The following is a 22,203-nucleotide window of genomic DNA, read 5'->3' on the forward strand; positions in this document are numbered from 1 at the left end:
TATCCATGCACACCACCTATCTCATCGGCTTCAAGGTCCGTGCCGATCAGCGCGAACGTTTTCTAGGATTGCTGAATGATCTGCTCGACGCCATGCGACACGAGAACACCTTTGTGAACGCAACCCTGCATCGGGACGGCGAAAACGAAAACCACTTCCTGCTGCATGAGACCTGGAGCGACCATCAGGATGTCCTCGACGTGCAGGTTCATCGTCCCTATCGGCAGGCTTGGCACGATGCCTTGCCCGAGCTTCTAGATGCCCCGCGCGACATTTCCGTCTGGCACCCCATGCGGGCTGATCATGCCGGCCCCGCGGCGAAACCTGGCGTGTCTTCGTCTACGTACCCTGTGGCCTGAACATCCGTGCAAAGAACACTTCGTCGGACAGGCGATGCAGCAAGGCTGCAATAGCGGCGGTTGCCACAATGGCGAAAACGAGCCGTCCGACCAGAACGCCGTAGACATCTGCACCCAGCGACATCACGACAATGGTGTCCTCAATGACGCTATGCGCAAACCCCATGAACACGCATGACAGAAAGACCTGACGCGGCGATATCGCTCCCGATTGCGCCTCGCGGATCAGAAGACCGGCGCCATAGGAGATACCGAGGAACAATCCGATGGCGGTGAGATGTTCGGCCTCGCCGCGAATGCCGGCAAGACGCAGCACGGGCGAAAGCGCTTTCATCATCAAGGCCAGGACGCCGGTCAGCCTGAGGATTTCAAGGCCAAAGGACAGGACCAGAAGGATGACGAGCATCGAAAGCATGGTTTCGCCAAGGCCCCAAAAATAGTCCGCCCAGTCGGGTGTGGCGCCCATGGCAGTCCAGACCGGGTTCACCGGGGCCGACAGCCACCCTGTCACCTCCAGAAAATGGTGCAGGAGAAAGGCATAGAGCAATCCGCCCCCGATACGCAGCAGCGTCGTTGCGATCACGCCGGGACCGGCCTTTTCAATGATCTTCTGCTCAATGGGCAGCCCATGCGCGAACAGGATGAGGGCCGAGAAAACCGTGACATCCGCCACGCTGAGCGAGGATACCGGAACCAGCGTGAAGACCAGCGGCACCGCGCCCCATATTCCCACCAGCATTCCCGTCAACCAGGCCAGCCCCAGCTCCGGCGGAAGCCCGATCAGGTTCATGACCGGCGCAAAGACCGGGGCCACGGCCTCGATCGCGCCTATTCTCGACAACAGTTCGGTGAGGATCGCAATCGGAACGGTGATCCGGACAAGCACCCAATAGATTTCAAGCGTTTCCCGCGTTTTACGCCAGACCGGCATCAGCAATGGCATCTGAAACTCCTTAAAGATTGTCTCAATCCACTAGCTCGAGCCGGTTCGCATTTGTGGTCAAAGATTGCAGCTTTGTGCAATTTTATTGCAAGTTGACCATTAGAGATTATGCTGCGGCAATGGACCGTATCGACCGCAAACTTTTAAACCTCATGCAGCGTGACGCATCGCGCACCAATGTGGACATGGCCGAGGAGGTGGGGCTGTCGCCATCCAGCTGCCTGCGCCGTCTGCAGCGGCTGCGCAAATCGGGCGTGATCGACCGCATTGTCGCGATCCTCAATCCCGCCAGAGCCGGACGGGCAATCAAGGCGCTGGTGACGGTGGAGCTGAAATTGCACGGCGAGCAGCATATGCGCCGTTTTCTCGACCTGGCGAGCGCCGAGGACGCGGTTTCGCACACCTATTCCGTTACCGGAGCCACCGATGTCGTTCTGATGCTGCGCTTGCGCGACATGGAGGAGTTCGACGCGCTATGCGACAGGCTGTTCCGCGACCAGAACAATGTCGCACGCTTCTTCACCATGGTCGTCATACGAACGGCGAAAGAGGAAACAGCCATTCGGCTCGATTGAATTCTTCCATTTCACTCGTCAAAACGCTCCTCCTTGGAGAAGTCGTCGTGGCAAATGGGTCTCTAGATGAGCGAATGCCCTGCATTTTTCAGCAGAACGAAAGCTTTTTCCAGATCGTTCGATTTCACAAGCAGGTGGTCGCCATCGAAAGTCGAAACCACGAATATACCGATCTCATTGGTCGAGAGCGGCTCGATAACGGACAAGACGATGCCCGTTTCATCGAAGGCAAATGGCCCCTGTAGCTTTAGACAGGACCAACCCGTATCAGATCTGACATGCCCAGGTATACGATCTTCCCGGCAGACGATGGAAAGCTCATCATCGGTCCGGGTGATACTGACGAAGCCACCGCCATCGGCCCAGGCCGGAATGGCTTCAGATGCCTCAAGTCGGGCCACCCCATATGCACCATCCAGAACTTTCAACTTGATCCTAGGTGCCATCTCGAAATCACCTTTGTTGGGAAACTGCGACAGAACGCGTGGTTGAGTGCTCGCGCCGTAAATCTAGCAACAAAAAGGGGGCTTCACAGCCCCCTGATTCACGCTTGATGATCGTGACCGTCAGGCTCAGAACTCCGTCCAGTCCTGATCCTTGGCAGCCGGCGCTTCTGCTTTGCCGCCAAAGGCGCGGGCAAGGCTTTGGCCAAGGGCGCGGGCGGGTGACGCGACCGGCCTTGCGGTTGTGGAGGCAGGCTTCACTGCGGCTTTTCTGACTGGTGCGGCGGGTGCGGACTGGTAGACAGGCTTCACCGAGGACTGGCGAGGAGCAGAATATCCGCCGGCGCCGGCAACGGCACCTCGAACGCCGCCCACCTTGAATTGGCCGAGCAGGCTATTGAGCGCTTCCGCTTCACGGGCGAGCGAATGGCTGGCAGCGGTCTGCTGCTCAACCATTGCGGCATTCTGCTGCGTGCCCTGATCCATGGTGTTCACGGCCGTGTTGATTTCTTGCAGACCAGTCGCCTGTTCGCGGGCAGCGACGACGATGGCGCTGACATGGGTGTTGATCTCCTCGACTTCCGCCACGATGAGTTCGAGCGCCTTGCCGGTCTCGTCGACGAGGTTGACGCCGTTTTCCACCTGCTGGCTGGAAGCGCCGATCAGCGTCTTGATTTCCTTTGCGGCATTGGCGGAACGCTGGGCGAGTTCACGCACTTCCTGCGCGACGACGGCAAACCCCTTGCCCGCATCACCCGCACGGGCGGCTTCGACGCCTGCGTTCAGCGCAAGCAGGTTGGTCTGGAAAGCGATATCGTCGATGACGCCGATGATATTGCCGATTTCGCCTGATGATTTTTCGATCTCGCGCATGGCGGCAACCGCCTTGCGGACCACGATGCCGGATTTTTCCGCTCCGCTGCGGGCGCGCTGAACCAGATTGCCAGCGTCCTCAGCACCCCTTGCGCTATCACGCACCGTGGTGGTGACTTCTTCCAGTGCTGCGGCGGTTTCCTCAATGGAAGCAGCCTGCTGTTCGGTGCGGCGCGACAGGTCGTCGGCAGCAGAGAGCATTTCCGAAGCCCCGGCATTGATTGCAGCGGCATTCTCGCCAACTGCGCGCATGGCCTGCTGCAGCTTTTCGACAGCGCTGTTGAAGTCGATACGGATGGGGTCGATGTAGGAGGCGAACGGCGTTTCGATACGGTAGGCGAGATCGCCTTCCGCCAGAGCCGCAAGACCCTTGCCAAGCTCATCACGCGCAAGGGCGTTAGCGGCTTCGTCCTGGGCCTTCTCTTCTTCGTTGCGGCGGCGCTCGGTCTCGGTTGCGGAGCGCATGCGCTCGGTTTCGCTGGCAAGGCGGGATTTTTCCAGCCCAGCTTCCTTGAAGACGAGAACGGCTTTCGCCATTTTGCCGACTTCATCCTTGCGGTCGAGAGCCGGAACTTCCGTGGTCATATCGCCGTCGGCAAGCCTGCTCATAGCCGCCGTCATACCGACGATCGGCGTGACGATGGAGCGCGACAGGGCCCAGATGAGGGCCACGGCCAAAAGACCGGCAACCGCGCCGCCACCCAGAAGTGCGAGCTTGAGGTTGAGTGCGGCAGCATCCTGCTGTGCGGCGTAGCTTGCCGACAAGCCATTCAGCTGGTCCTTGATCTTGGCGGCGGAGGCGCGGAAACCGTCGAGCTGACCCTTGGCCTGATTGCGACCGATCTCGATGATTTCGGAAATCGGTGCTTCGGTCGTCTTGCGGGCGGCAAGCTGCGGTTCCGCCAGTTCCTTGAAGAACACGGTGGCGGATGCCTGCATGTCATCGATGGATTTCAGAATGTCCGGCTGGCCGGCGGCAAGCGCACGGGCTTCACCGAGCTTCTTCAGCATTAGATCGCGCTGGGCGAAAACATCGTTGTAGGTGCTGTCGCTACGAAACAGCAGAAAGCCGCGCTGGTTGACGGCCTGTTCCAGCATCGCGGCCGTCGCACCGTCAACCGCATGCAGGATTTTGTTGGCCTTGTTGTTCTGGACCGTGACGTGCTCGCTCCCCAGCGTCTGCCAGAAGACCACCGCCGAGGCGAGCAGGCAAACGCCCATCAAGACGCAGAAGGTGACAATGAGCTTAATGTTGATGGGGAAATTTTTTAGCGACATCGCAAACTCTCTCGGCGACCTGATGCCACGGAGCAAGCGTCTGCGCTGCAACGGTCGCAATTTTGGGAATGGGAGGAGATGCCGTCATGGCAGGTTCCGACTGGCCGCACGGGCCTTGCAGACAAAGTGCAATACAAGCCTTTATATTGGATTAATCGCATATGCTGTTTAACGACCACGAAACGACCCTGCGCTGCGGCAAATGGTGCCGTTGCGAAGCCTTGCGCGCGATAAATCGCTTGCATCTGCGGGGTTTGGCGGTCATTGACACGGGACCATGTCCAAAACACCTGAAAATGAACGGCTTGACCAGCTTCTTGTTTCGCTCGGCCACTTTGCCAGCCGCTCGCGTGCGCGCGATGCGATTGCGCGCGGCACCGTGAGCGTCAACGGGAAAACGGCCACGAAGCCCAGCCAAACCGTTGCCGGAAACGTCAAGATCGCCATTACCGATCCGGCGCAGGCCTATGTTTCCCGCGCCGCCCTCAAGCTCACCGCCGCGCTCGATCACTTCGGGCTCGATCCGAAGGGCCTTGATTGCCTCGACGTCGGCGCCTCCACCGGCGGCTTCACCGAGGTATTGCTCCATCGCGGCGCAAAACACGTCACCTCCATCGATGTCGGCCACGGGCAGATGCATCCACGGATCGAGAACGATCCGCGCGTGACCAATCTGGAAGGGCTGAATGCGCGCTTCCTGACAACCGACGACATTGATGACCGGTCCGTGGACTTCATCGTCTCCGACGTGTCCTTCATCTCCATAAAGCTCGCCCTTGCCCCGGCACTCGCACTTGCCGCCTCCGGCGCGCACGCGGTTCTGCTGGTCAAGCCGCAATTCGAGGCAGGCCGTGATGCCATCAGCAAGGCCGGGCTGTTGAAAGAGCCGGAAACGGCGCCTGCCGTTGCTGCCGAACTGGAACGCTGGCTCGTTGAAGACATGGGCTGGAAGAGCCTCGGCCTCATCCCCTCGCCGATTTCCGGCGGCGATGGCAATATCGAATTTCTTCTCGGAGGCGAAAAGCCATGAGCACGCAGACCGTCAGCATCAAGAGCCTTGGCGCCCAGGGCCACGGCATTGCGCACTGTCCCGACGGCCCGGTCTATGTGCCCTTCGCCCTGCCCGGCGAAACGGTGGCGATCGCCAAGGTCAAGGATACCGGCACCATCATCTCGATTGCGGAAGCCTCCGCGGATCGCCGCGAACCCGTGTGCCGCCACTTCGGCCCCGAGGGCGTTAACGGCACCTGCGGCGGCTGTTCGCTGCAGCACTTTGCCGACCAGCCCTACCACGCCTTCAAGCGGGAGCTGGTGGTTTCGGCGCTGAGATCGAAAGGCCTGACGCCGCCAGTAGACGATCTCGTCATCTGTCGCCCCGGCGAGCGCCGCCGCGCGGTGTTTGCCGCCCGCAAGACGGAAAAAGGCCTACTGCTCGGCTTCAACCAGGCAAACAGCCATCACATCGTCGCCATCGAGGAATGTCCCGTCACCTCGCCTGGTATCGTCGCGCGGCTGGACGCCGTGCGCGCAATCGGCCTTTCCCTTGCGTCGAATGCCGAACCGTTCCGCATGACCGTTCTTGAAACGCTTTCGGGCCTCGACATTTCCGTCGACGGCATCAAATCCGTCGGCGACAAACAGCGGCGCACATTGACGGAAACGGTGCTGGCAATGCGTGGCATCGCCCGTGTCGCGCTATCAGGCGAAATCCTGATCGAACCGCAAAAGCCGATCATTGAATTCGGCGGCATTCCGGTTTCCCCACCGGCCGGCGGTTTCACGCAGGCAACCAAACAGGCCGAAGACGCCATGGCGGAACTGGTGCTTGCCCATGTTGGCAAATCCAAACGCATCGCCGATCTCTTCTGCGGTTCCGGCACGTTTGCGCTGCGGCTTGCGCGCGTCGGCCGCGTGCATGCGGTTGAGGCAGAGGACAAGCCGCTGAAAGCGCTCGATTTCGCCGCGCGCAACACGCAGGGCCTGAAACCCGTCAGCATCGAAAAGCGTGATCTTTTCCGCCGGCCGTTGATGACGAGCGAAATGAAGAATTACGATGCCGTTGTGTTCGATCCGCCGCGCGCCGGTGCGGAAGTCCAGTGCAAGGAACTTGCGCGCAGCGCGGTGAAGAAAATCGTAGCCGTCAGCTGCAATCCGCTGACGCTTGCGCGCGACCTCGCCATTCTGGTGGAGGGCGGCTATCGCGTCACGCGCGTCACGCCGGTCGACCAGTTCTTGTGGTCGCCGCATGTGGAAGCGGTGGCGACGCTGGAGAAATAATCACCAGGCGGTGTCAACAGTGCCGTTGCCGACCACGCCCGAGCAACGGCAGGCGCCGCCAACGCGGCCCTGCTCGATGGGGCAGACATAGGGCCGACGACGATTGGCGCTGTCCGGTGGAGTGATGACGCAAACGAAACGCGCGCGGCGCTGGCGATCGCGGGAATTGCCGGAGTAATAATTCGGGCTGTCGTCTTGCGTGGACTGCGCCAGAATGACGTTATTGCTCGAACCCGGCAAAGGCACGGTCGCCGCTGCCTCTGCGACAGTCGCAGCGGAGAGGAGGACGGTCAGGGCGAAAACAAAGTGACGCATGGCGGGTGGCCTTCGAAGGATGACGTTGCGTTATCTAACCCAAGCCATATTACCCGGTTGCTTAACAGCAAGGAATTCCTGCCGGAACGCTTAACGCCGCATGAATGCCTCGAAAGCGGCCCGCGCCTCGGCACTCTGCAATTGCGCGGTGAAATGGCGGGCTTCCTCATCGATGCGGGCCAGCACATCTGCCGGATTGCCGCGCACGAGATCGCGGGCAATCTTCAGCGCCTGCTGCGGCTTGGCGGCAAGCCGCGTGGCAAGCGCCAGCGTTTCGCTTTCGACATGTTCCGGCGCCACGACTTTCCAGATCATTCCGGCCTGCAAGGCCTGTTCGGCGGTAAAACCTTCGCCCATGGCCAGCAGGGCAAAGGCGCGCTGATGGCCGATGAGCTTTGGCGCAAGCAGGCTGGACGCAGCTTCCGGCACCAGCGCCAGATCAACAAACGGCGTCTTGAACAGGCTGCGGTTGGAGGCAACGGTCAGATCGCAATGCAGGTTCAGCGTCGTGCCGATGCCGATGGCCAACCCATCGACGCCCGAAACCAGCGGCTTTTCGAAGGTTGCCAGCGCCTTCAGAAGATCGAGCACCGCGAGCTTGCCCTTTGCGCCAGACATGGCGAAGGCAAGAAAATCGGCCATGTCATTGCCGGCGGAAAAGCAGCCTTCCGTACCCAGAAACGCGACGACACGGATATCCGGGTCTGCATTGGCGGCCTTCAGAGCCTCTGCCATGCGCAGATACATTGCATCGGTGATGGCGTTTTTCTTTTCCGGCCGGTTAAAGCGGATGGTCAGAACGTCAGGCGCATGACTGACCCGCTCGACGAGAATATGGTCGTCCGACATGGTTTTCTCCTTAACCCAGCACGGCGCGGGCGGCGGCAAGGCTTGCTGCACCGGCAATGACGCGATCCCTCAGCGCTGCCGTTTCCGCCAGCAGGTTTTCCGCCGCAAACCGGCAGAGCGATGCGCGATGCGCTCCCCTGCCGTCATCCACCTGGGCCAGGGCGCCCTTGGCAAGATAGGCTCCGGTGAGCGCCAGCCCGAAGAGGCGCTGATAGGGCGTGGCACCGGCCAGCGCGGTTTCGGTTTCCCCCGCTTTCCGGCGTTCCAGCAACCAGTCGGTCGCCGTTTCGAGATCGGTGAGACTCGTTTCGAGATAACGGGCAGTCTCGCCGAGATCGGTGCGGTTCGAGGCAGCAGTTCGGGCGACGATTTCACGCAATTCTGCGATGAAACCGCGCACCTGTGCGCCATCGGAAAGCGGCAGCTTGCGCACCACCAGGTCGATCGCCTGAATGCCGTTGGTGCCTTCGTAGATCGGCGCGATGCGGGCATCGCGCAGGTAACGCGCCGCACCGGTTTCCTCGATGAAGCCCATGCCGCCATGCACCTGAATGCCCATGGAAGCGACATCGACACCGGCATCGGTGGAGAAGGACTTGGCGATTGGCGTTAAAAGAGCTGCGCGCTCCTGCCAGTGGGCGCGTTCAGCCACGTCTTCGGCGGCATGCGCCATATCGATGGCGTGGGCGCAGTTGAAGGAGATGGCGCGCGCACCTTGCGTCAGCGCTTTCATCGTCAACAGTGTGCGGGCGATATCGGGATGCTCGATGATCGGGCTCATGCCCGAACCCTGCCAGCCGGGCGCCTTGCCCTGCGTGCGTTCCCTGGCGTATTCGATTGCCTTCTGTGTCGCCGCCTCGCAGATCGCCACGCCCTGCATGCCAACGGCAAGGCGGGCGTTGTTCATCATGGTGAACATGCAGGCGAGACCCTTGTTCTCCTCGCCGATCAGCCAGCCCAGGGCACCCTTCTCTTCGCCAAACTTTCCGTCCCCGAAGATCATCGTGCAGGTGGGCGAGCCGTGAATGCCGAGCTTGTGCTCCAGCGAATGGCAGAAGACGTCGTTGCGACTGCCCGGCGTGCCATCGTCTTCGGGCAGGAATTTCGGCACGAGGAACAGCGAAATTCCGCGCGTGCCGGCCGGCGCATCCGGCAGGCGGGCAAGAACGAGGTGGATTATATTGTCCGCGGCGTCATGTTCGCCCCAGGTGATGAAAATCTTCTGCCCGAAAATGCGGTAGGTGCCGTCACCATTACGCTCGGCACGGGTTTTCAGCACGCCAAGGTCCGATCCCGCATGCGGTTCGGTGAGGTTCATCGTGCCGGTCCATTCGCCGGAGACGAGTTTGGGAAGATAGATGCGCTTCAGGTCGTTGCTACCGTGGGCAACGAGAGCTTCCACCGCGCCCATGGTGAGCGTCGGCGCAAGCGCGAAAGCCATGGAACCGGAATTCCACATTTCGAGTGCGGCGACATTCAGCATATGCGGCAGGTTCTGGCCGCCGAATTCTTCCGGTGCGGTGAGGCTGTTCCAGCCGGCCTCAGCCCAGCGCCGGTAAAGATCGGCCCAACCGTCCGGCGTTGAGACCTTGCCGTCGCTCAGCCGCGCGCCCTGTCGGTCGCCTATATCGGCAAGCGGCGCGACCTGCTCGGTGGCGAAACGGCCGGCCTCCTGTAATATGGCATCGACCACATCTTCACCGAGGTCTCCCAGAGCACCTCTGGACAACGCGTCTTGCAGACCCGCCACATGTTTGAGTGTAAAGGCGATATCATCCACCGGCGCGGTATACATGCTGCCTCCTCCCGAAGCTCTTGCCTATCGTGCTGTTGCTTTCGGGCTAAATGATTTTTACGTAAACGTCAATTTGAAAATTCCCGCCTTTTAAGCGGGATTGTTATAAAACTGTCATATGAATTTGCTCAGCATGCGCTGACAGGTGCCGTGCCACCGCTGCCGTTTCCGTCTTGGGGCGACGGACGCCTCCCCTCCCATTCCGCCGGTCAGGACTGCCACGATGGATCTCATAACGCCCGCTATCCCCGGCCTTGTCTGGGCCTATCAATTCCACCCCGGAACGGCGCCATGCCGGCGGCTTGCGCCCGATGCGGGCTTTGGCGAGATGGCGCAATGCGAGGGCTTCTTCTGGCTGCACCTCAATCTTGCGGATCAGCGGGTGGCGGGCTTTCTCGAAACGATCGATGGTCTCGATCCGGCAGCGCTGGCAAGCCTCACCACCCATGAAACCCATCCGTCCATCACGGTGGATGAAAAGTCACTTTATGGGACGCTGGTCGATTTCCAGCGCGAGTTCGATCAGGAAACGCGTGATTTCGGTTGGCTGCATTTCGCGGTCAGCGACCGTTTTATCATCACCACCCGGCTGCAACCGTTGCGCTCAGTGGACCGGCTGAAAGCGGCAGTCGACAAGAATTCCAACCGCTACCTCACGCCGGCCCATGTCTTCGAAGGCCTCGTCGCGGAATTCCAGCGTTCGCTGATCAGCCTGGTGATGGAAACGACCGAAGAGCTGAACGCCATCGAGGACCTGGTCTATGACAGCGAAAACCGCGACGAGCGGCGGCGGCTTGCGCCGCTCAGGCGCACGGTCGTTCGCCTCCACCGGCATCTGCGCACGGTGCTCACCCTGATGCGGCGGGCGTCTGCCGCCGATGAGGACGAGATGCCTGACGGTTTCGAGGATGTCGCCTCGCGGCTGATGGGCCGCCTCGAGGCCGTCGATCACGATGTCTACGCCCTTCAGGAACGCGCAAGGCTGCTGCACGAGGAAATCGATTCCAAGCTCTCGTCCGAAACCAACCGGCATCTTTATATCCTGTCGCTGATGACGGCATTCCTGCTGCCGCCATCGCTGGTCACCGGCTTCTTCGGCATGAACACGGATGAGTTGCCATTTACGGTCGGCACCGGCGGCACGATGGCGGCCAGCATCTTCATCGTGATTTCGGTTATGCTTGCCTGGTTCGTGCTGAAGCGGGCGCGCATTCTGTGAAAACAAAAAGCCGCCCGTATCCGGGCGGCTCGTAATAACTATCAGGCTGGTCAATCCCTACTCCGTCTTGCCGGATGAAGGCCGGAGTGACGGAGTAGTGCTATCAGCTGTAAGGCGAATAGCAGGGCTGGCGTGGGCCATTGTAGGGCTGGAACGTGTTGCTATAGGCATCGTAGGACCGATACCGGCCATAGCACCAGTTCACATGCGCCTGGCTCATGCCGGCACGACGGACCGGACGATATTCGCGGTAGACCGGACGCGGGCGATATTCCGGAACCGGACGGTAGACTTCGCGCGGCTGCGACAGTGCGCCGCCGATGATCGCGCCCGTCGCAAAGGCTGCGAGCGGGAACCAGTAACCGTCGTGGTGACGATAACCCGGGCGGTAGTCGCGATAACCGCGATGGCCGCCGTACCAGCCGCGGCGTTCGCCGCCCCAGCCGCCACGATTGTCACGATCGCGCCAGTATTGCACATTGACGACATTCTTGCCGGCATCGTTACCCAGGGTCTCGACACTCTTCGGCGCCATCAGCAATGGCATTGCCTCAGCGGGAACAATCGCTCCTGCAACCACGATTGCAGAAAGACCGACAGCCAGGATATTCTTCACATAGCTTCTCATCTGACTTCCTCCATTCACGACGGTCGACAGGCCGTTGCACGTGAATAATAACACCTTTTTCTTTTTATCCAGCCAGTTTGTCGGTGCTGGCTGGAACATCACAGGTTGCAGGCTAGGCGCTTTCGCCTGAACCCAGCATTAACGGCGTTGTCACGCTTCGGTTACCGAAACTCGGCACTCGAAAGCAAAAGCCCGGATCGGATCCGGGCTTTCGAAAGGCGTGCTTAACGGCTGTATGGAGATACGCATACACGACGCGGACCGCTGTTCGGCTGGTAGCTGTTATCGTAGGCGCGGTAAGAGCGCCAACGGTTCTGGCACCAGGCAACATGGCTGCCGCCATAGGCCGGTCTCGGCTGCGCCATGGCGCCGCCAATGATTGCGCCAGTGGCGAAGGCCGCCAGCGGGAACCACATTCCGTTGTGATAGCGGTAGCCCGGACGGCGGTCGCGATAGCCGCGATGGCCGTTATAATATCCGTCCCGCGACGGGCGCGGACGATACATGCGGTCGCCGTATCTACGGTCACCTCGGCGGTCCCATTCACGGTACTGTACCGGCACTACATTCTCGGTTGAGATTGCCGGCTTCGCCATTGGAACAGGCGCCTGGAACGCCTGCGACGGCGTGAAGCTTGTCAGGAACAGGACAACCGCCGTAGCGACGCTCGTCGTGCGGAAATTCATCATGATCTTTCCTCCGTTTGCTGTGGCGCGTTGAACCGCGCTTTCTAACTACTCGGTCTTGTCGGAGGTAGGGGCAGCCCCATTGAAACACCCGAAAAGAATTCGATGACGTGCAAACGAGTTTTAAGACCTTTGGTTCCGGTTCAAAAATAGATTCCCGCATAAGACGCAGGATTTCGTGCGCTCAGGCTTCCACCTTCACGTCGGTCAACGGCCGCGAGCAGCAGGCGAGAATATAGCCTTCATCGATTTCGTCATCGAGAATGCCGCCATTGTGGTTCATCTCCACCTCGCCGGAGAGCTTCAGCACCCGGCAGGTGCCGCAAATCCCCGATTCGCAGGCGGCACCGATGCGCACACCGGCGGCGCGCGCCGTCATCAGAACGGTCTGGCCGGGCTGGCACGGCACTTCCTTGCCGGAAAGCGTAAACCCCACCATCGAGAGTGCTTCGCCATCCGCCACGGTGTGAATACTCTCGCCCACAGCAACCGGGGCGGCTGGCGAAAAGCTTTCCTGGTGGTAACGGCTCATGTCGAAGCCGGAAGCATCCAGCATGGAGCGGATGGCGGCCATGAAAGGCTCCGGTCCACAACAGAACACCGTGCGATCCATGAAATCAGGCGACAGAAGCGCAATCTTGGCCTTGTCGACCATGCCCTTCAAGCCGGACCAGAGATCAGTGCGGCCGCAATTTTCCACGATGAAACCGAGCGACAGTTTCGGCATGAAGCGGGCAAGATATTCCAGCTCGTGACGGAACACGATATCGGATGGCGAGCGCGAGCAATTGATGAAGGCGATATCACTCTGCGGCGCGCGGTCGCTCATGTCGCGCACCATCGACATCATCGGCGTCACGCCGGAGCCGGCCGAGATGAACAGGTATTTGTCGCCGGGATGCCGGACATAAGAGAAATCGCCGAGCGGGCCGAGTGCCCGGATTTTCATGCCGGGCTTCAGATTGTCGAACATCCAGCGCGTGCCGATGCTGGTGGCCTGCGCCTTGACCGTGACCGACAGCGCATAGGGCCGCGACGGGCTGGAGGACAATGTGTAGGTGCGGTAGAGCGGCTCCTTGCCTACTGGCAACTCCAGCGTCACGAACTGGCCCGGCAGGTAACGGAACCAGTTCTGATCCTCCGACCGGAACAGGAATGTCATCACGTCAGGCGTCTCGGGCGTCACCGAAATGCATTCCAGCAGGTGGAGCTTGTCGCTCCACGGCTTCATCTCGTCTATGTGCTTGTAGGTCACAGCCATATTCATCTTCGCGTTACGCTACTGCCGAAAGGCGGGCCTTGTCGCCCGACAGCCGGTCAACCATGAAATCGGCATACCAGTTGACGAATTGCATCACGCCGCCCTCGTCTTCCATGGAATAGGGGCCGGGCTGGTAAGCGGGCGAGCGGATGCCGAAGGCGTTTTCCTCAACGATGCGGCGGTCCTGATCGTTGGTTTCGTTCCAGACGTGCGTGAGGTCCTCGAGATCGTAATCCACGCCTTCAACCGCATCCTTGTTCACCAGCCATTTGGTAGTGACCATGGTCTCATTGGCGTTGAGCGGCAGCACGCGGAAGGAAATGGTGTGGTCGCCGAGGAAGTGGTTCCAGGTCGTCGGATAATGGAACAGAAGCAGCGCGCCGATATGGCTGATGCTGACATCATCCGAAAGCGGCCGGCGCACGGCGCGTTTTCCCGACATGGTGTAGCTTTCCGCCTCGCCGATCAGCGGCATGCGGGCAACACGGAACTGGCCTTTCGGATCGATCTTGAAGCGGCTCGGCAGGCCGGCAGCCTCGCAGCGTGCCCAGTGGCCACCGATCTCGGGATCGCTTGCACCACCGTCCGTACCCGTAACGCTCGGGTTTTCAGGATAGGTGCGGCAGAGTTCCGGATGGTTGGCGGCGCAATGGTAGCACTCGCGGTTGTTTTCCCAGACGAGCTTCCAGTTACCCTTTTCGATAATCGTGCTTTCATGCGCAACCTTGGCTTCCCAGATGCGATGCGGCGCCATGTAGCTTTCGACCTCGGCGCGCATCGGCGCGAAATCGGCGGGCTGGTCTGCCAGGCAGATGAAGACGTAACCGGCAACGGTTTCGCAGTGGACCGGCTTCAGGCCGAATTCAGCCTTGTCGAAATCATCGCCCATATGGCGGGCAAACAGCAGCTTGCCGTCCAGATCGTAGGTCCACTGGTGATAGGGACAGACGAGGCGTGCGGACTGGCCCTTATGAGAAGAGCAGACGCGGGAACCGCGATGGCGACAGGAATTATGGAGGGCGCGAATCTGTCCATCGCGACCGCGAATGATGACGACGGAATAGGCGCCGACCTGAACGGTGATGTAGTTACCGGCCTTCGGCACTTCGCAATCATGGCCGACAAACAGCCAGTCGCGGTACCAGATGGTTTCCATGTCCAGATTGAAATAATCCGGGTCCGTGTAGAAAGACTGTTCCAGGCTGAAGCCTTCGCGGCGGTTCTTCAGCTGACGCAGTACGGTATCACGCAATTCCATGGCCAAATCCTCGATCAAACCGCCCTGCCCCACACCATTTATCGGACTGCGGAAGTGTGATCCCATCTAAACATCAGCGTTCATTTGCGGTAGCGCAGACAGCGACATCGGCTTCCGCATTGGCGACAAATTGCGACATGCGCCAATGGCCGTTGCACGCCATTCCGCTGCGAAATCCGGCAGCTATTCCCCGCCGGAAACCACGTCGCAATATGACGCATGATGTCGCGCAGCTCCCTCTCTACCCGTTAAAAAACGGGGTTGTGGCGCAACGGAGTTTTAACATGCCCTAAACTATATTGCCTGATCGACAACAACGAGGGCGTTCCGGGTGGAGAAGGCGACACGCATACGTTATTTCGATGCCGGCAAACATTCGGTCACGCCGATACGTTCAAAGACCGCGCATTCGGATTTCCTGCGAACCGGGCGCATCAGCCGCTACGAAGAACGCTGGCTGCCGAGGGAACGCGTCTATTACAGCCATGAAGAAGTGGCGGCGATGACCGGACGCAAGCTCGAGGCTGCTGCCGACGCCACCCATAGCCGTCTCAATGGCTTTCACCAGTCCATCCGTTTTCCCAAGATGGTTTTCCACCATCTGCTGGATGAGCGGCCGCATCTCGGCTATTGCCATGTCACGGCAGCGAAAACCAGTTTCGACGCCGAGCGCCATGTGCTCTGGTCATTCTATTTCGCGAATTTCTTCGCCGAGTTGAGCGGGGCCGAGAACTTCTTCGAAAACATCGATGCGCGCTATTCGCGGATGTATTTCGCAGTCGCCATCAACGCGCTTCCAAACAAGAACGTCGCCATCGATACCTCCTTCCATCGCGGCGGCCTGCTGTTCCAGACCCACGACCCACGCGTTGCGCTCAAAAACGTGCTTATGCTCGGCGCCCGCTCGGACGAGATGCGCAAGATCATCAAGGCAATATAAAAGCCACGATAGCGCTTTCCATAAGGCCCTGAAATACGCTATTGACGCCCTGAAAGGCAGCATCATGGCGCGTCATATCGATATCGAAAACGAGCGGGAAACCGCCTTGCAGGCGGCCGTCGAGGAGCTTTCCCGCGGCCAGCCAATCGCCCTGCCCACGGAAACCGTCTACGGCCTTGCTGCGGACGCAACCGATCCGGCGGCCATTGCCCGCATTTACGAAACGAAAGGCAGGCCGCAGTTCAATCCGCTGATCTGCCATATGGCCGATATCGCCATGGCCGAACGTTATGCGGTTTTCGATCCCGTGTCGCGACGCCTCGCAGAAACCTTCTGGCCGGGCCCGTTGACGCTGGTTCTGCCGCTGAAACCGGCAAGCGGCATTCACTCACTCGCAACGGCCGGGCTCGATACCGTCGGCATTCGCGTTCCGCAGGGTTTCGCCGGTGATCTGATCCGCCGGTTCGACAAACCTCTTGCTGCGCCCAGTGCCAATAGTTCAGGCAAGATCAGCCCCACCAGTGCGGCCCATGTCGAGGCTGATCTCGGTAACAGGATCAACCTCATTCTTGATGGCGGTGCTACCTCCGTCGGTGTCGAATCCACCATCGTCAAAGTGGAAGACGACGGGCGGGTGCGGCTGCTTCGTCCCGGCGGCATCGTCACCGAGGAGATCGAGCGCATCACCGGCACCCAGCTCGAACGGCCGGAAAAGGCATCAGCCGCCATCGAGGCACCCGGAATGCTCGCCTCGCATTATGCGCCCGGTGCAGCCGTTCGCCTCGACGCGACATCCGTTTCTGCCAACGAGGCACTGATCCGGTTCGGCGGCATCGCGGTTGAGGGACAAGAGACGGCCCGTACCGTTCTCGACCTCAGCCCTTCCGGCGACCTTGCCGAGGCGGCCGCCAATCTGTTCGATTATCTCAAAGCAGCCGACGCGAGCGGTGCCGCGACAATCGCGGTCACAACCATTCCCGGCCACGGTCTTGGAGAGGCGATCAATGACCGCCTTTCCCGCGCCGCCGCGCCGCGAGGCTGACGGCACTTCACCATTTCGCCCACCGTTTCAAATGACAGCGAGACGCCAATGACAATCGCAGCCCCCTCCTCCGACATCCTCGACCGCTTCACTGCCATTGTCGGCGAAAAAAACGCGGTGCGCGACGCTGTGGAAATGGCGCCGCGTCTTGTGGAGAATCGCGGGCTTTACCATGGTGCGTCACCGCTGCTGCTCAAGCCCGGCACTGTCGAGGAGGTTGCAGCCATCCTCAAGCTCGCCAGCGAAAACGGCACGCCCATCGTGCCGCAGACCGGCAATACCGGCCTTGTGGGTGGCCAGACGCCGCGTGCTGACGGAACCGACATCATCCTCTCGCTCGAGCGCATGAACCGTATCCGCGACATCGATCCGGTCGCCAATACCATCGTTGCGGATGCCGGTTGCATTCTCGACGACATTCACAAGGCCGCATCGACCGTGGAGCGGATGTTCCCGCTGTCGCTCGGTTCGCAGGGTTCGTGCCGCATCGGCGGTAATCTGGCCACCAATGCCGGCGGCACGGCGGTTCTCGCTTATGGCAATATGCGCCAGCTTTGCCTGGGGCTTGAAGTGGTGCTGCCGACAGGTGAAATCTGGGACGGGCTTCGCCGGCTGAAAAAGGACAATACGGGTTACGATCTGCGCGATCTCTTCATCGGTTCGGAAGGCACGCTCGGCGTTATCACCGGTGCGGTGCTGAAGCTTTTCCCCGTGCCGCTCGGCCATCAGGTGGGTTTTGCCGGTCTTCGATCCACTGAGGACGCGTTGAAGCTGTTCGAAATGGCCTCGAACCTCTGCGGCACGGCGCTGACCGGTTTTGAGCTGATGCCGCGCATCGGCGTGGAATTCACCGCCAAACATATTCCCGGCGTGCGCGATCCGCTACAAACGCCGCATGACTGGTACGCGCTCATCGATATCTCCACCTCCGATTCGGCTGAGACGGCTGAAACAATGATGCAATCGCTGCTGGAGCGCGGTTTTTCCGCTGGGCTGGTCGAGGATGCGGTGATCGCTTCATCGGAAGCGCAGCGTCAGGCGCTCTGGCATATGCGCGAAAGCATGTCGGATGCGCAAAAGCCGGAAGGCGGCTCTATCAAACACGACGTTTCCGTTCCGGTGTCGAAGATACCGGAATTCATGGCAACGGCGGAAAAGGCCGTTCTTGCCGCCATTCCCGGCGCCCGCGTCTGCGCCTTCGGCCATCTGGGCGATGGCAACATCCACTACAATATTTCCCAGCCGGTTGGTGCGGACAAAGCTGAATTCATCGGTCGCTGGCGGGATATGAACGAGATCGTGCACGGCATCGTACTGTCGCTCGGCGGCTCGATTTCGGCCGAACATGGCATCGGCCAGTTGAAGCGCGACGAGCTGGCCACGATCAGGCCTGGCATTGAAATGGACCTGATGCGACGCATCAAACACGCCTTTGACCCCGCCGGCATTATGAACCCCGGCAAGGTGATCACCGCCCGCTAGGGACAGCAGCTTCATCATCGTTGCATGTTAGTTGGAAGTTCTCGCCGTCCAGGCGGGAACCAGCTCCGCATTCAGGCGGCGCGGCTTTTGCGCGTGCACGAGCTGTGTCAGGCCCATGCCGGATTTTGCGATCGCCACCGCATGTTTCTTCGGCATCAGGTAGCCGCATTCCAAGGGAGGACGGCGGCGCACTATCCGGCTGAAAAAGGGCCGCTTGTGATACCGGGACGGCGAGAAACGCGCGGGCTCGGCACAGACAGCCACATATTCGAGAATCTCTTCGATCCAGCCGCTCTGCGGACGCGCACCCGGTTCGACCAGCAGGATCCAATGCCCGCGCGCCGAGCGCATGACATCCTCAATGTCCCACTGCGCATAAAAACGGCAGCCAGCGGCATCGGCGACGCGCGACGATCCATCGCGCGAACCGTGATCGAGGATCACAACGTCGCTTACCAGCCCTTCCACGGCCCCGGTTACAAGCGCAGACAGCGTATGCGCCAGTTCCGGTTCCTGATCCCGGCATTCCATTATGACTGTCAACATATGCATAGCTCTAACGCATCGCACAATAAATTGCCACTGCACTGGATGTCAGAAAATCCGCGACCGTTCAGGCTTAACTCTAACCCACCTTCAGGTGCGATTGATACAAACAAGACCCCGGCCGCGGGTCGGCCAGCTATCGATTTTGCTTTTTTTGTTCTTGTAATGTTCTCGTTTCTGCGGTAGGAATTTAATCATTCGAAGAGGCAATGAAACGCCGGTTCGAATGGAAACGGTTTAGGGCGTTGGCTTGCCTTGAGAGGCGTGCTGCACCCTGGGAGCATCCAGATGAGAGACCATACGCTTTCGGGGCAGGCTGCTTTCCAGCCGAGCCATACGCCTGACATTGCCAATGCGTTGGCCGATGCGTCGGGCCTGCGCATCGAGATCGACCGTCGTCGCGGGCGTGGTGCCGGACTTAACCCGGGCGGGCGCTTTGAGGCCCTGCAGCGGGAGGTTTTCGACGATGGCTGGCAGACCCTCGAGGAGCTGCCGGAGTTCCGCACCGAAGTGCAGGTGGAAAAGCCGCGCAGCATCATCAGCCGCAACGAATCGCCTGACATCCCTTTCGACCGTTCCATCAATCCCTATCGCGGCTGCGAACATGGCTGCATCTACTGTTTCGCCCGTCCGACGCACAGCTATATGGGGCTTTCTGCCGGGCTGGATTTCGAGGCGAAGCTTTTCGCCAAGCCGGATGCGGCAAAGCTGCTCGAAAGGGAGCTGGCGAAGCCCGGCTACAAGCCGCGCGTCATTGCCATCGGCACCAATACCGACCCCTATCAGCCGATCGAGCGCGAATGGCGGATCATGCGGCAGATACTGGAAGTGCTGGCAAAGGCAGACCATCCCGTCGCCATCGTCACCAAATCGGCCCTGATCAAGCGGGATATCGATATTCTCGCGCCCATGGCCAAGAAAGGTCTCGTCAAGGTTGGTATTTCCGTGACGACGCTGGACCGCAAGCTGGCACGCAGCATGGAACCGCGCGCCGCCACGCCCGAAAAGCGGCTGGAAGCGGTCAAGGCGCTGACGGATGCCGGCATTCCCGTGGCGGTGATGATGGCACCCGTCATTCCCGCACTCAACGATCATGAGATCGAACGCATTCTCGAAGCCGGCAAGGCCGCTGGCGCAACGGAGGCCTCCTATGTGCTGCTGCGCCTGCCGCTGGAGGTCAGCCCCCTCTTCCGCGACTGGCTGCTGCGCAACTATCCGGACCGCTACCGGCATGTCATGTCGCTGGTGCGCTCCATGCGCGACGGCAAGGATTACGATGCGGAATTCGGAAAACGCATGAAGGGTGCTGGCCCTTATGCATGGCAGATAGGCAGGCGCTTCGAAATGGCGACGAAACGGCTTGGCCTCATCCGCCGCGGCATTCACCTGCGCGACGATATCTTCGTGCCGCCGGGAGGTGCCGGCGTGCAATTGTCACTGCTTTGAAAATATGAGGCCCGCTTGGCCGATCAAAGGCGCATTACGATGCGCGCAACGATACCCAGCGGTGCAGACCCATAAAGAGTGGCAGCCCTTTCCTGTTGACGGGGCCATGCTCTTGACGAAATGCCCGGCGGGTTTTCCCTGGCCCGTCGGACATCCCCCCCGGAACCCGCCGCCTCGCGTGCGATCGTTTTTCCTCCGCCGCCCCGTTGGAGGATCAAAGGTCATGACGACCTAAGGGGCACGGTTGGCCACGCCCCTTGACCCGGCTGGCCGCGCCCGTCATCGCCCGCTTCCGGGGGCTTGCAGGAGATCGGGTGTGTGTGCAAGTTTCTGCCGCATGAAACGCCGCACCACACCCGATTCTCCTGCCCTCTTTGATCTCGCCGATACGGGCCCCGATTTCTCCTTCGAACTTGAAGCGAGGAAGAAGGGGCTTTGGCCCGTGGCCGGCACGGATGAGGCAGGCCGGGGGCCTCTCGCGGGACCAGTGGTTGCGGCAGCTGTCATTCTCGATCCCGACAATATTCCTGGTGGTCTTGACGATTCCAAGAAACTGACCAAGCTGAAACGGGAAAGCCTGTTTCTGCAAATCATGGAAACATCGATCGTTTCCGTCGCCTCCTCCGGCCCCGGCCTTATCGACACCATGAATATCCTGCGCGCCAGCCTCGACGCGATGCGTCGCGCCGTACTCGGCCTCGAAATCTCCCCGGCCCTCGTGCTGACAGATGGCCGCGACAAGCCGCCGGGCATCACCTGCGAGTCAAAGGCCGTCATCAAGGGCGATTCCCGCTCCCTCTCAATCGCCGCCGCTTCGATCATCGCCAAGGTGACCCGTGACCGGATGATGGAACGGGCCGGTGTAGTGCACAGCTCCTATGGTTTCGAAGGCCATGCGGGTTACGGCACACCAGCCCACCTGCGCGCCATAGAAAGCCATGGGCCCTGCCCGCTGCACCGGATGAGTTTCAGGCCGCTGAAGCAGGACTGATCGAAAACCACGATCCTGAAGCGGAGAATGCGGCCTCGCCCCGGATTTCAGCGCCCTGCCATGAGGTGACGATCTCCGTCTCCACTGGTAGAATTCTATCTCAATGCGTGGACTTGACGGGCTTTGGGAGAAGAGATTTGGATTTCATGAAACTGTTGAAGTCGCTCGAAGAACTTCTCTACGAGCTGGTTTCATGGCTCCTCTTCTATCCGCTCACAATGTGGCGATCGGTCGTCGCACCGCTCAGCATGATGCGCTACGCCGATAGCGAACTCGCGGATCGGCTCGAGGACCAGTATGACGACACACTGAGTCCGCCCCTCTTCCTCCTGATCACTCTGCTATTTTCGCAGGGGCTCTCCGCTTCCCTTCCGACCATTTACGATCCCGCATTGGCCGCCCGGGAGCTTGGTTCGGGTTCGAACCTGCTCATAGCGCGTGGCGTTATATTCGGGATTTATCCGCTGTGTATGGCCGTCACGCTTCTGCGGTGGAAACGGGTGAGGATCACCCGAAACTCCCTGCGTCCGCCGTTCTTCAGCCAATGTTACGTGGCTGCGCCGTTTACATTTGTCCTGGTTCTGGGTTTCGATTTTGCATCCATGCCTCTGGAACATGGCCTTACGTTCGGGCTCGCCATTATCGCGCTCGCCACGATCTGGTATGCGCAGGCACAGATACGATGGCTGATGCAGGATCTTGGCTTGGGTATCGCGAAAGCAGGCCTGGCTTTCAGTGGCGCATTTCTGGTTGCCACCGCAGCGGCTTTTGTACTGGCGGTGCTGATAGCGCTCGAGGCCAAGACAATCTATCCCGCGATCACTTAACAAGCCTCGACAAATTGGCCGCCGCGAATTGCCGGCCAGCATCCAGTCCTCAAAGCCGATGCTTTTTCTCCAAAGGTCGACAGACATCAATAGACACGCTGCAAGCCGGCACCAAAGTGCTGAGGCATAAAACAAAAAACCCCTCGCGGCGGGCGCCGGAGGGGTTTTGA

22 protein-coding genes are annotated in these 22,203 nt (G+C 60.2%); 11 read left to right on the forward strand and 11 right to left on the reverse strand.

Annotation, left to right across the window (positions count from 1 at the left end):
* The first annotated feature begins 5 nt into the window (after nucleotides 1-5).
* Nucleotides 6-359, forward strand: a complete 354-nt coding sequence (locus ACQZ45_RS05775; protein ID WP_003511740.1) for a putative quinol monooxygenase — start codon at nucleotides 6-8, stop codon at nucleotides 357-359.
* Here ACQZ45_RS05775 and ACQZ45_RS05780 read toward each other — a convergent pair.
* Nucleotides 340-1,302: a nucleoside recognition domain-containing protein gene (locus ACQZ45_RS05780; RefSeq protein WP_448742218.1), complete on the reverse strand. Its 963-nt coding sequence runs from the start codon at nucleotides 1,300-1,302 to the stop codon at nucleotides 340-342. The genes ACQZ45_RS05775 and ACQZ45_RS05780 overlap by 20 nt on opposite strands.
* Before the next feature lie 119 nt (nucleotides 1,303-1,421).
* On the opposite strand from ACQZ45_RS05780, the gene ACQZ45_RS05785 reads away from it, so the two are divergent.
* Nucleotides 1,422-1,877 carry an Lrp/AsnC family transcriptional regulator gene (locus tag ACQZ45_RS05785; RefSeq protein ID WP_003511738.1) on the forward strand — a complete coding sequence of 152 codons (456 nt, stop codon included), beginning with the start codon at nucleotides 1,422-1,424 and terminating at the stop codon, nucleotides 1,875-1,877.
* Nucleotides 1,878-1,939: 62 nt separating this feature from the next.
* On the opposite strand, the gene ACQZ45_RS05790 is transcribed toward ACQZ45_RS05785, so the two are convergent.
* Together ACQZ45_RS05790 and ACQZ45_RS05795 are read right to left on the reverse strand one after the other, a co-directional pair.
* Entirely contained in the window at nucleotides 1,940-2,323 is a 384-nt protein-coding gene (locus tag ACQZ45_RS05790) for an ACT domain-containing protein (protein ID WP_003511736.1), read from the reverse strand.
* Nucleotides 2,324-2,449: 126 nt separating this feature from the next.
* A complete protein-coding gene (locus ACQZ45_RS05795) occupies nucleotides 2,450-4,471 on the reverse strand; it encodes a methyl-accepting chemotaxis protein (protein WP_003511735.1) in 2,022 nt (673 codons plus the stop codon).
* Between the two features lie 277 nt (nucleotides 4,472-4,748).
* Between ACQZ45_RS05795 and ACQZ45_RS05800 the strand changes: the two genes are divergently transcribed.
* Both ACQZ45_RS05800 and ACQZ45_RS05805 read left to right on the forward strand, forming a co-directional pair.
* Complete coding sequence (locus tag ACQZ45_RS05800; protein ID WP_003511732.1) at nucleotides 4,749-5,501, forward strand: TlyA family RNA methyltransferase; 753 nt, start codon at nucleotides 4,749-4,751, stop codon at nucleotides 5,499-5,501.
* Nucleotides 5,498-6,748: a class I SAM-dependent RNA methyltransferase gene (locus ACQZ45_RS05805; protein WP_113292248.1), complete on the forward strand. Its 1,251-nt coding sequence runs from the start codon at nucleotides 5,498-5,500 to the stop codon at nucleotides 6,746-6,748. Before ACQZ45_RS05800 ends, ACQZ45_RS05805 begins: the two co-directional genes overlap by 4 nt.
* On the opposite strand, the gene ACQZ45_RS05810 is transcribed toward ACQZ45_RS05805, so the two are convergent.
* From ACQZ45_RS05810 to ACQZ45_RS05820, 3 genes are all read right to left on the reverse strand, one after another.
* Nucleotides 6,749-7,063, reverse strand: a complete 315-nt coding sequence (locus tag ACQZ45_RS05810) for a hypothetical protein (RefSeq protein ID WP_003511727.1) — start codon at nucleotides 7,061-7,063, stop codon at nucleotides 6,749-6,751.
* Nucleotides 7,064-7,153: 90 nt separating this feature from the next.
* Nucleotides 7,154-7,912 (reverse strand): crotonase/enoyl-CoA hydratase family protein, encoded by a 759-nt coding sequence (locus tag ACQZ45_RS05815; protein ID WP_003511725.1) that lies wholly within the window; start codon nucleotides 7,910-7,912, stop codon nucleotides 7,154-7,156.
* A gap of 10 nt (nucleotides 7,913-7,922) precedes the next feature.
* Entirely contained in the window at nucleotides 7,923-9,707 is a 1,785-nt protein-coding gene (locus ACQZ45_RS05820; RefSeq protein WP_113292247.1) for an acyl-CoA dehydrogenase, read from the reverse strand.
* Nucleotides 9,708-9,930: 223 nt separating this feature from the next.
* Here ACQZ45_RS05820 and ACQZ45_RS05825 point away from each other — a divergent pair, with 223 nt between their 5' ends.
* Entirely contained in the window at nucleotides 9,931-10,926 is a 996-nt protein-coding gene (locus ACQZ45_RS05825) for a transporter (RefSeq protein ID WP_003511722.1), read from the forward strand.
* A gap of 103 nt (nucleotides 10,927-11,029) precedes the next feature.
* On the opposite strand, the gene ACQZ45_RS05830 is transcribed toward ACQZ45_RS05825, so the two are convergent.
* From ACQZ45_RS05830 to ACQZ45_RS05845, 4 genes are all read right to left on the reverse strand, one after another.
* Nucleotides 11,030-11,554, reverse strand: a complete 525-nt coding sequence (locus ACQZ45_RS05830; RefSeq protein WP_003511720.1) for a BA14K family protein — start codon at nucleotides 11,552-11,554, stop codon at nucleotides 11,030-11,032.
* 224 nt (nucleotides 11,555-11,778) lie between these two features.
* Nucleotides 11,779-12,243, reverse strand: a complete 465-nt coding sequence (locus tag ACQZ45_RS05835) for a BA14K family protein (RefSeq protein ID WP_003511718.1) — start codon at nucleotides 12,241-12,243, stop codon at nucleotides 11,779-11,781.
* Between the two features lie 181 nt (nucleotides 12,244-12,424).
* Nucleotides 12,425-13,507, reverse strand: coding sequence for an FAD-binding oxidoreductase (locus ACQZ45_RS05840; protein WP_013635587.1), 1,083 nt, complete (start codon nucleotides 13,505-13,507; stop codon nucleotides 12,425-12,427).
* Between the two features lie 7 nt (nucleotides 13,508-13,514).
* Complete coding sequence (locus ACQZ45_RS05845; protein ID WP_003511714.1) at nucleotides 13,515-14,759, reverse strand: aromatic ring-hydroxylating oxygenase subunit alpha; 1,245 nt, start codon at nucleotides 14,757-14,759, stop codon at nucleotides 13,515-13,517.
* Between the two features lie 331 nt (nucleotides 14,760-15,090).
* On the opposite strand from ACQZ45_RS05845, the gene ACQZ45_RS05850 reads away from it, so the two are divergent.
* The 3 genes from ACQZ45_RS05850 (at nucleotide 15,091) to ACQZ45_RS05860 (ending at nucleotide 18,223) form a co-directional block, all read left to right on the forward strand.
* Complete coding sequence (locus tag ACQZ45_RS05850; protein WP_013635584.1) at nucleotides 15,091-15,699, forward strand: DUF6656 family protein; 609 nt, start codon at nucleotides 15,091-15,093, stop codon at nucleotides 15,697-15,699.
* 64 nt (nucleotides 15,700-15,763) lie between these two features.
* Nucleotides 15,764-16,741: an L-threonylcarbamoyladenylate synthase gene (locus ACQZ45_RS05855; protein WP_113292246.1), complete on the forward strand. Its 978-nt coding sequence runs from the start codon at nucleotides 15,764-15,766 to the stop codon at nucleotides 16,739-16,741.
* Nucleotides 16,742-16,789: 48 nt separating this feature from the next.
* A complete protein-coding gene (locus ACQZ45_RS05860; RefSeq protein WP_113292245.1) occupies nucleotides 16,790-18,223 on the forward strand; it encodes an FAD-binding oxidoreductase in 1,434 nt (477 codons plus the stop codon).
* Nucleotides 18,224-18,250: 27 nt separating this feature from the next.
* On the opposite strand, the gene ACQZ45_RS05865 is transcribed toward ACQZ45_RS05860, so the two are convergent.
* Nucleotides 18,251-18,769 carry a hypothetical protein gene (locus tag ACQZ45_RS05865; protein ID WP_003511706.1) on the reverse strand — a complete coding sequence of 173 codons (519 nt, stop codon included), beginning with the start codon at nucleotides 18,767-18,769 and terminating at the stop codon, nucleotides 18,251-18,253.
* 288 nt (nucleotides 18,770-19,057) lie between these two features.
* Between ACQZ45_RS05865 and ACQZ45_RS05870 the strand changes: the two genes are divergently transcribed.
* From ACQZ45_RS05870 to ACQZ45_RS05880, 3 genes are all read left to right on the forward strand, one after another.
* A complete protein-coding gene (locus ACQZ45_RS05870; RefSeq protein ID WP_003511704.1) occupies nucleotides 19,058-20,215 on the forward strand; it encodes a PA0069 family radical SAM protein in 1,158 nt (385 codons plus the stop codon).
* Nucleotides 20,216-20,552: 337 nt separating this feature from the next.
* Nucleotides 20,553-21,206 (forward strand): ribonuclease HII, encoded by a 654-nt coding sequence (locus tag ACQZ45_RS05875; protein ID WP_112958945.1) that lies wholly within the window; start codon nucleotides 20,553-20,555, stop codon nucleotides 21,204-21,206.
* 137 nt (nucleotides 21,207-21,343) lie between these two features.
* The gene (locus ACQZ45_RS05880) at nucleotides 21,344-22,033 is read left to right on the forward strand and encodes a permease (protein ID WP_113292244.1); all 690 of its coding nucleotides are present in this window, start codon (nucleotides 21,344-21,346) and stop codon (nucleotides 22,031-22,033) included.
* Nucleotides 22,034-22,203 lie beyond the last annotated feature (170 nt).

Source organism: Agrobacterium sp. 16-2014-1-2a (genome assembly GCF_053522705.1).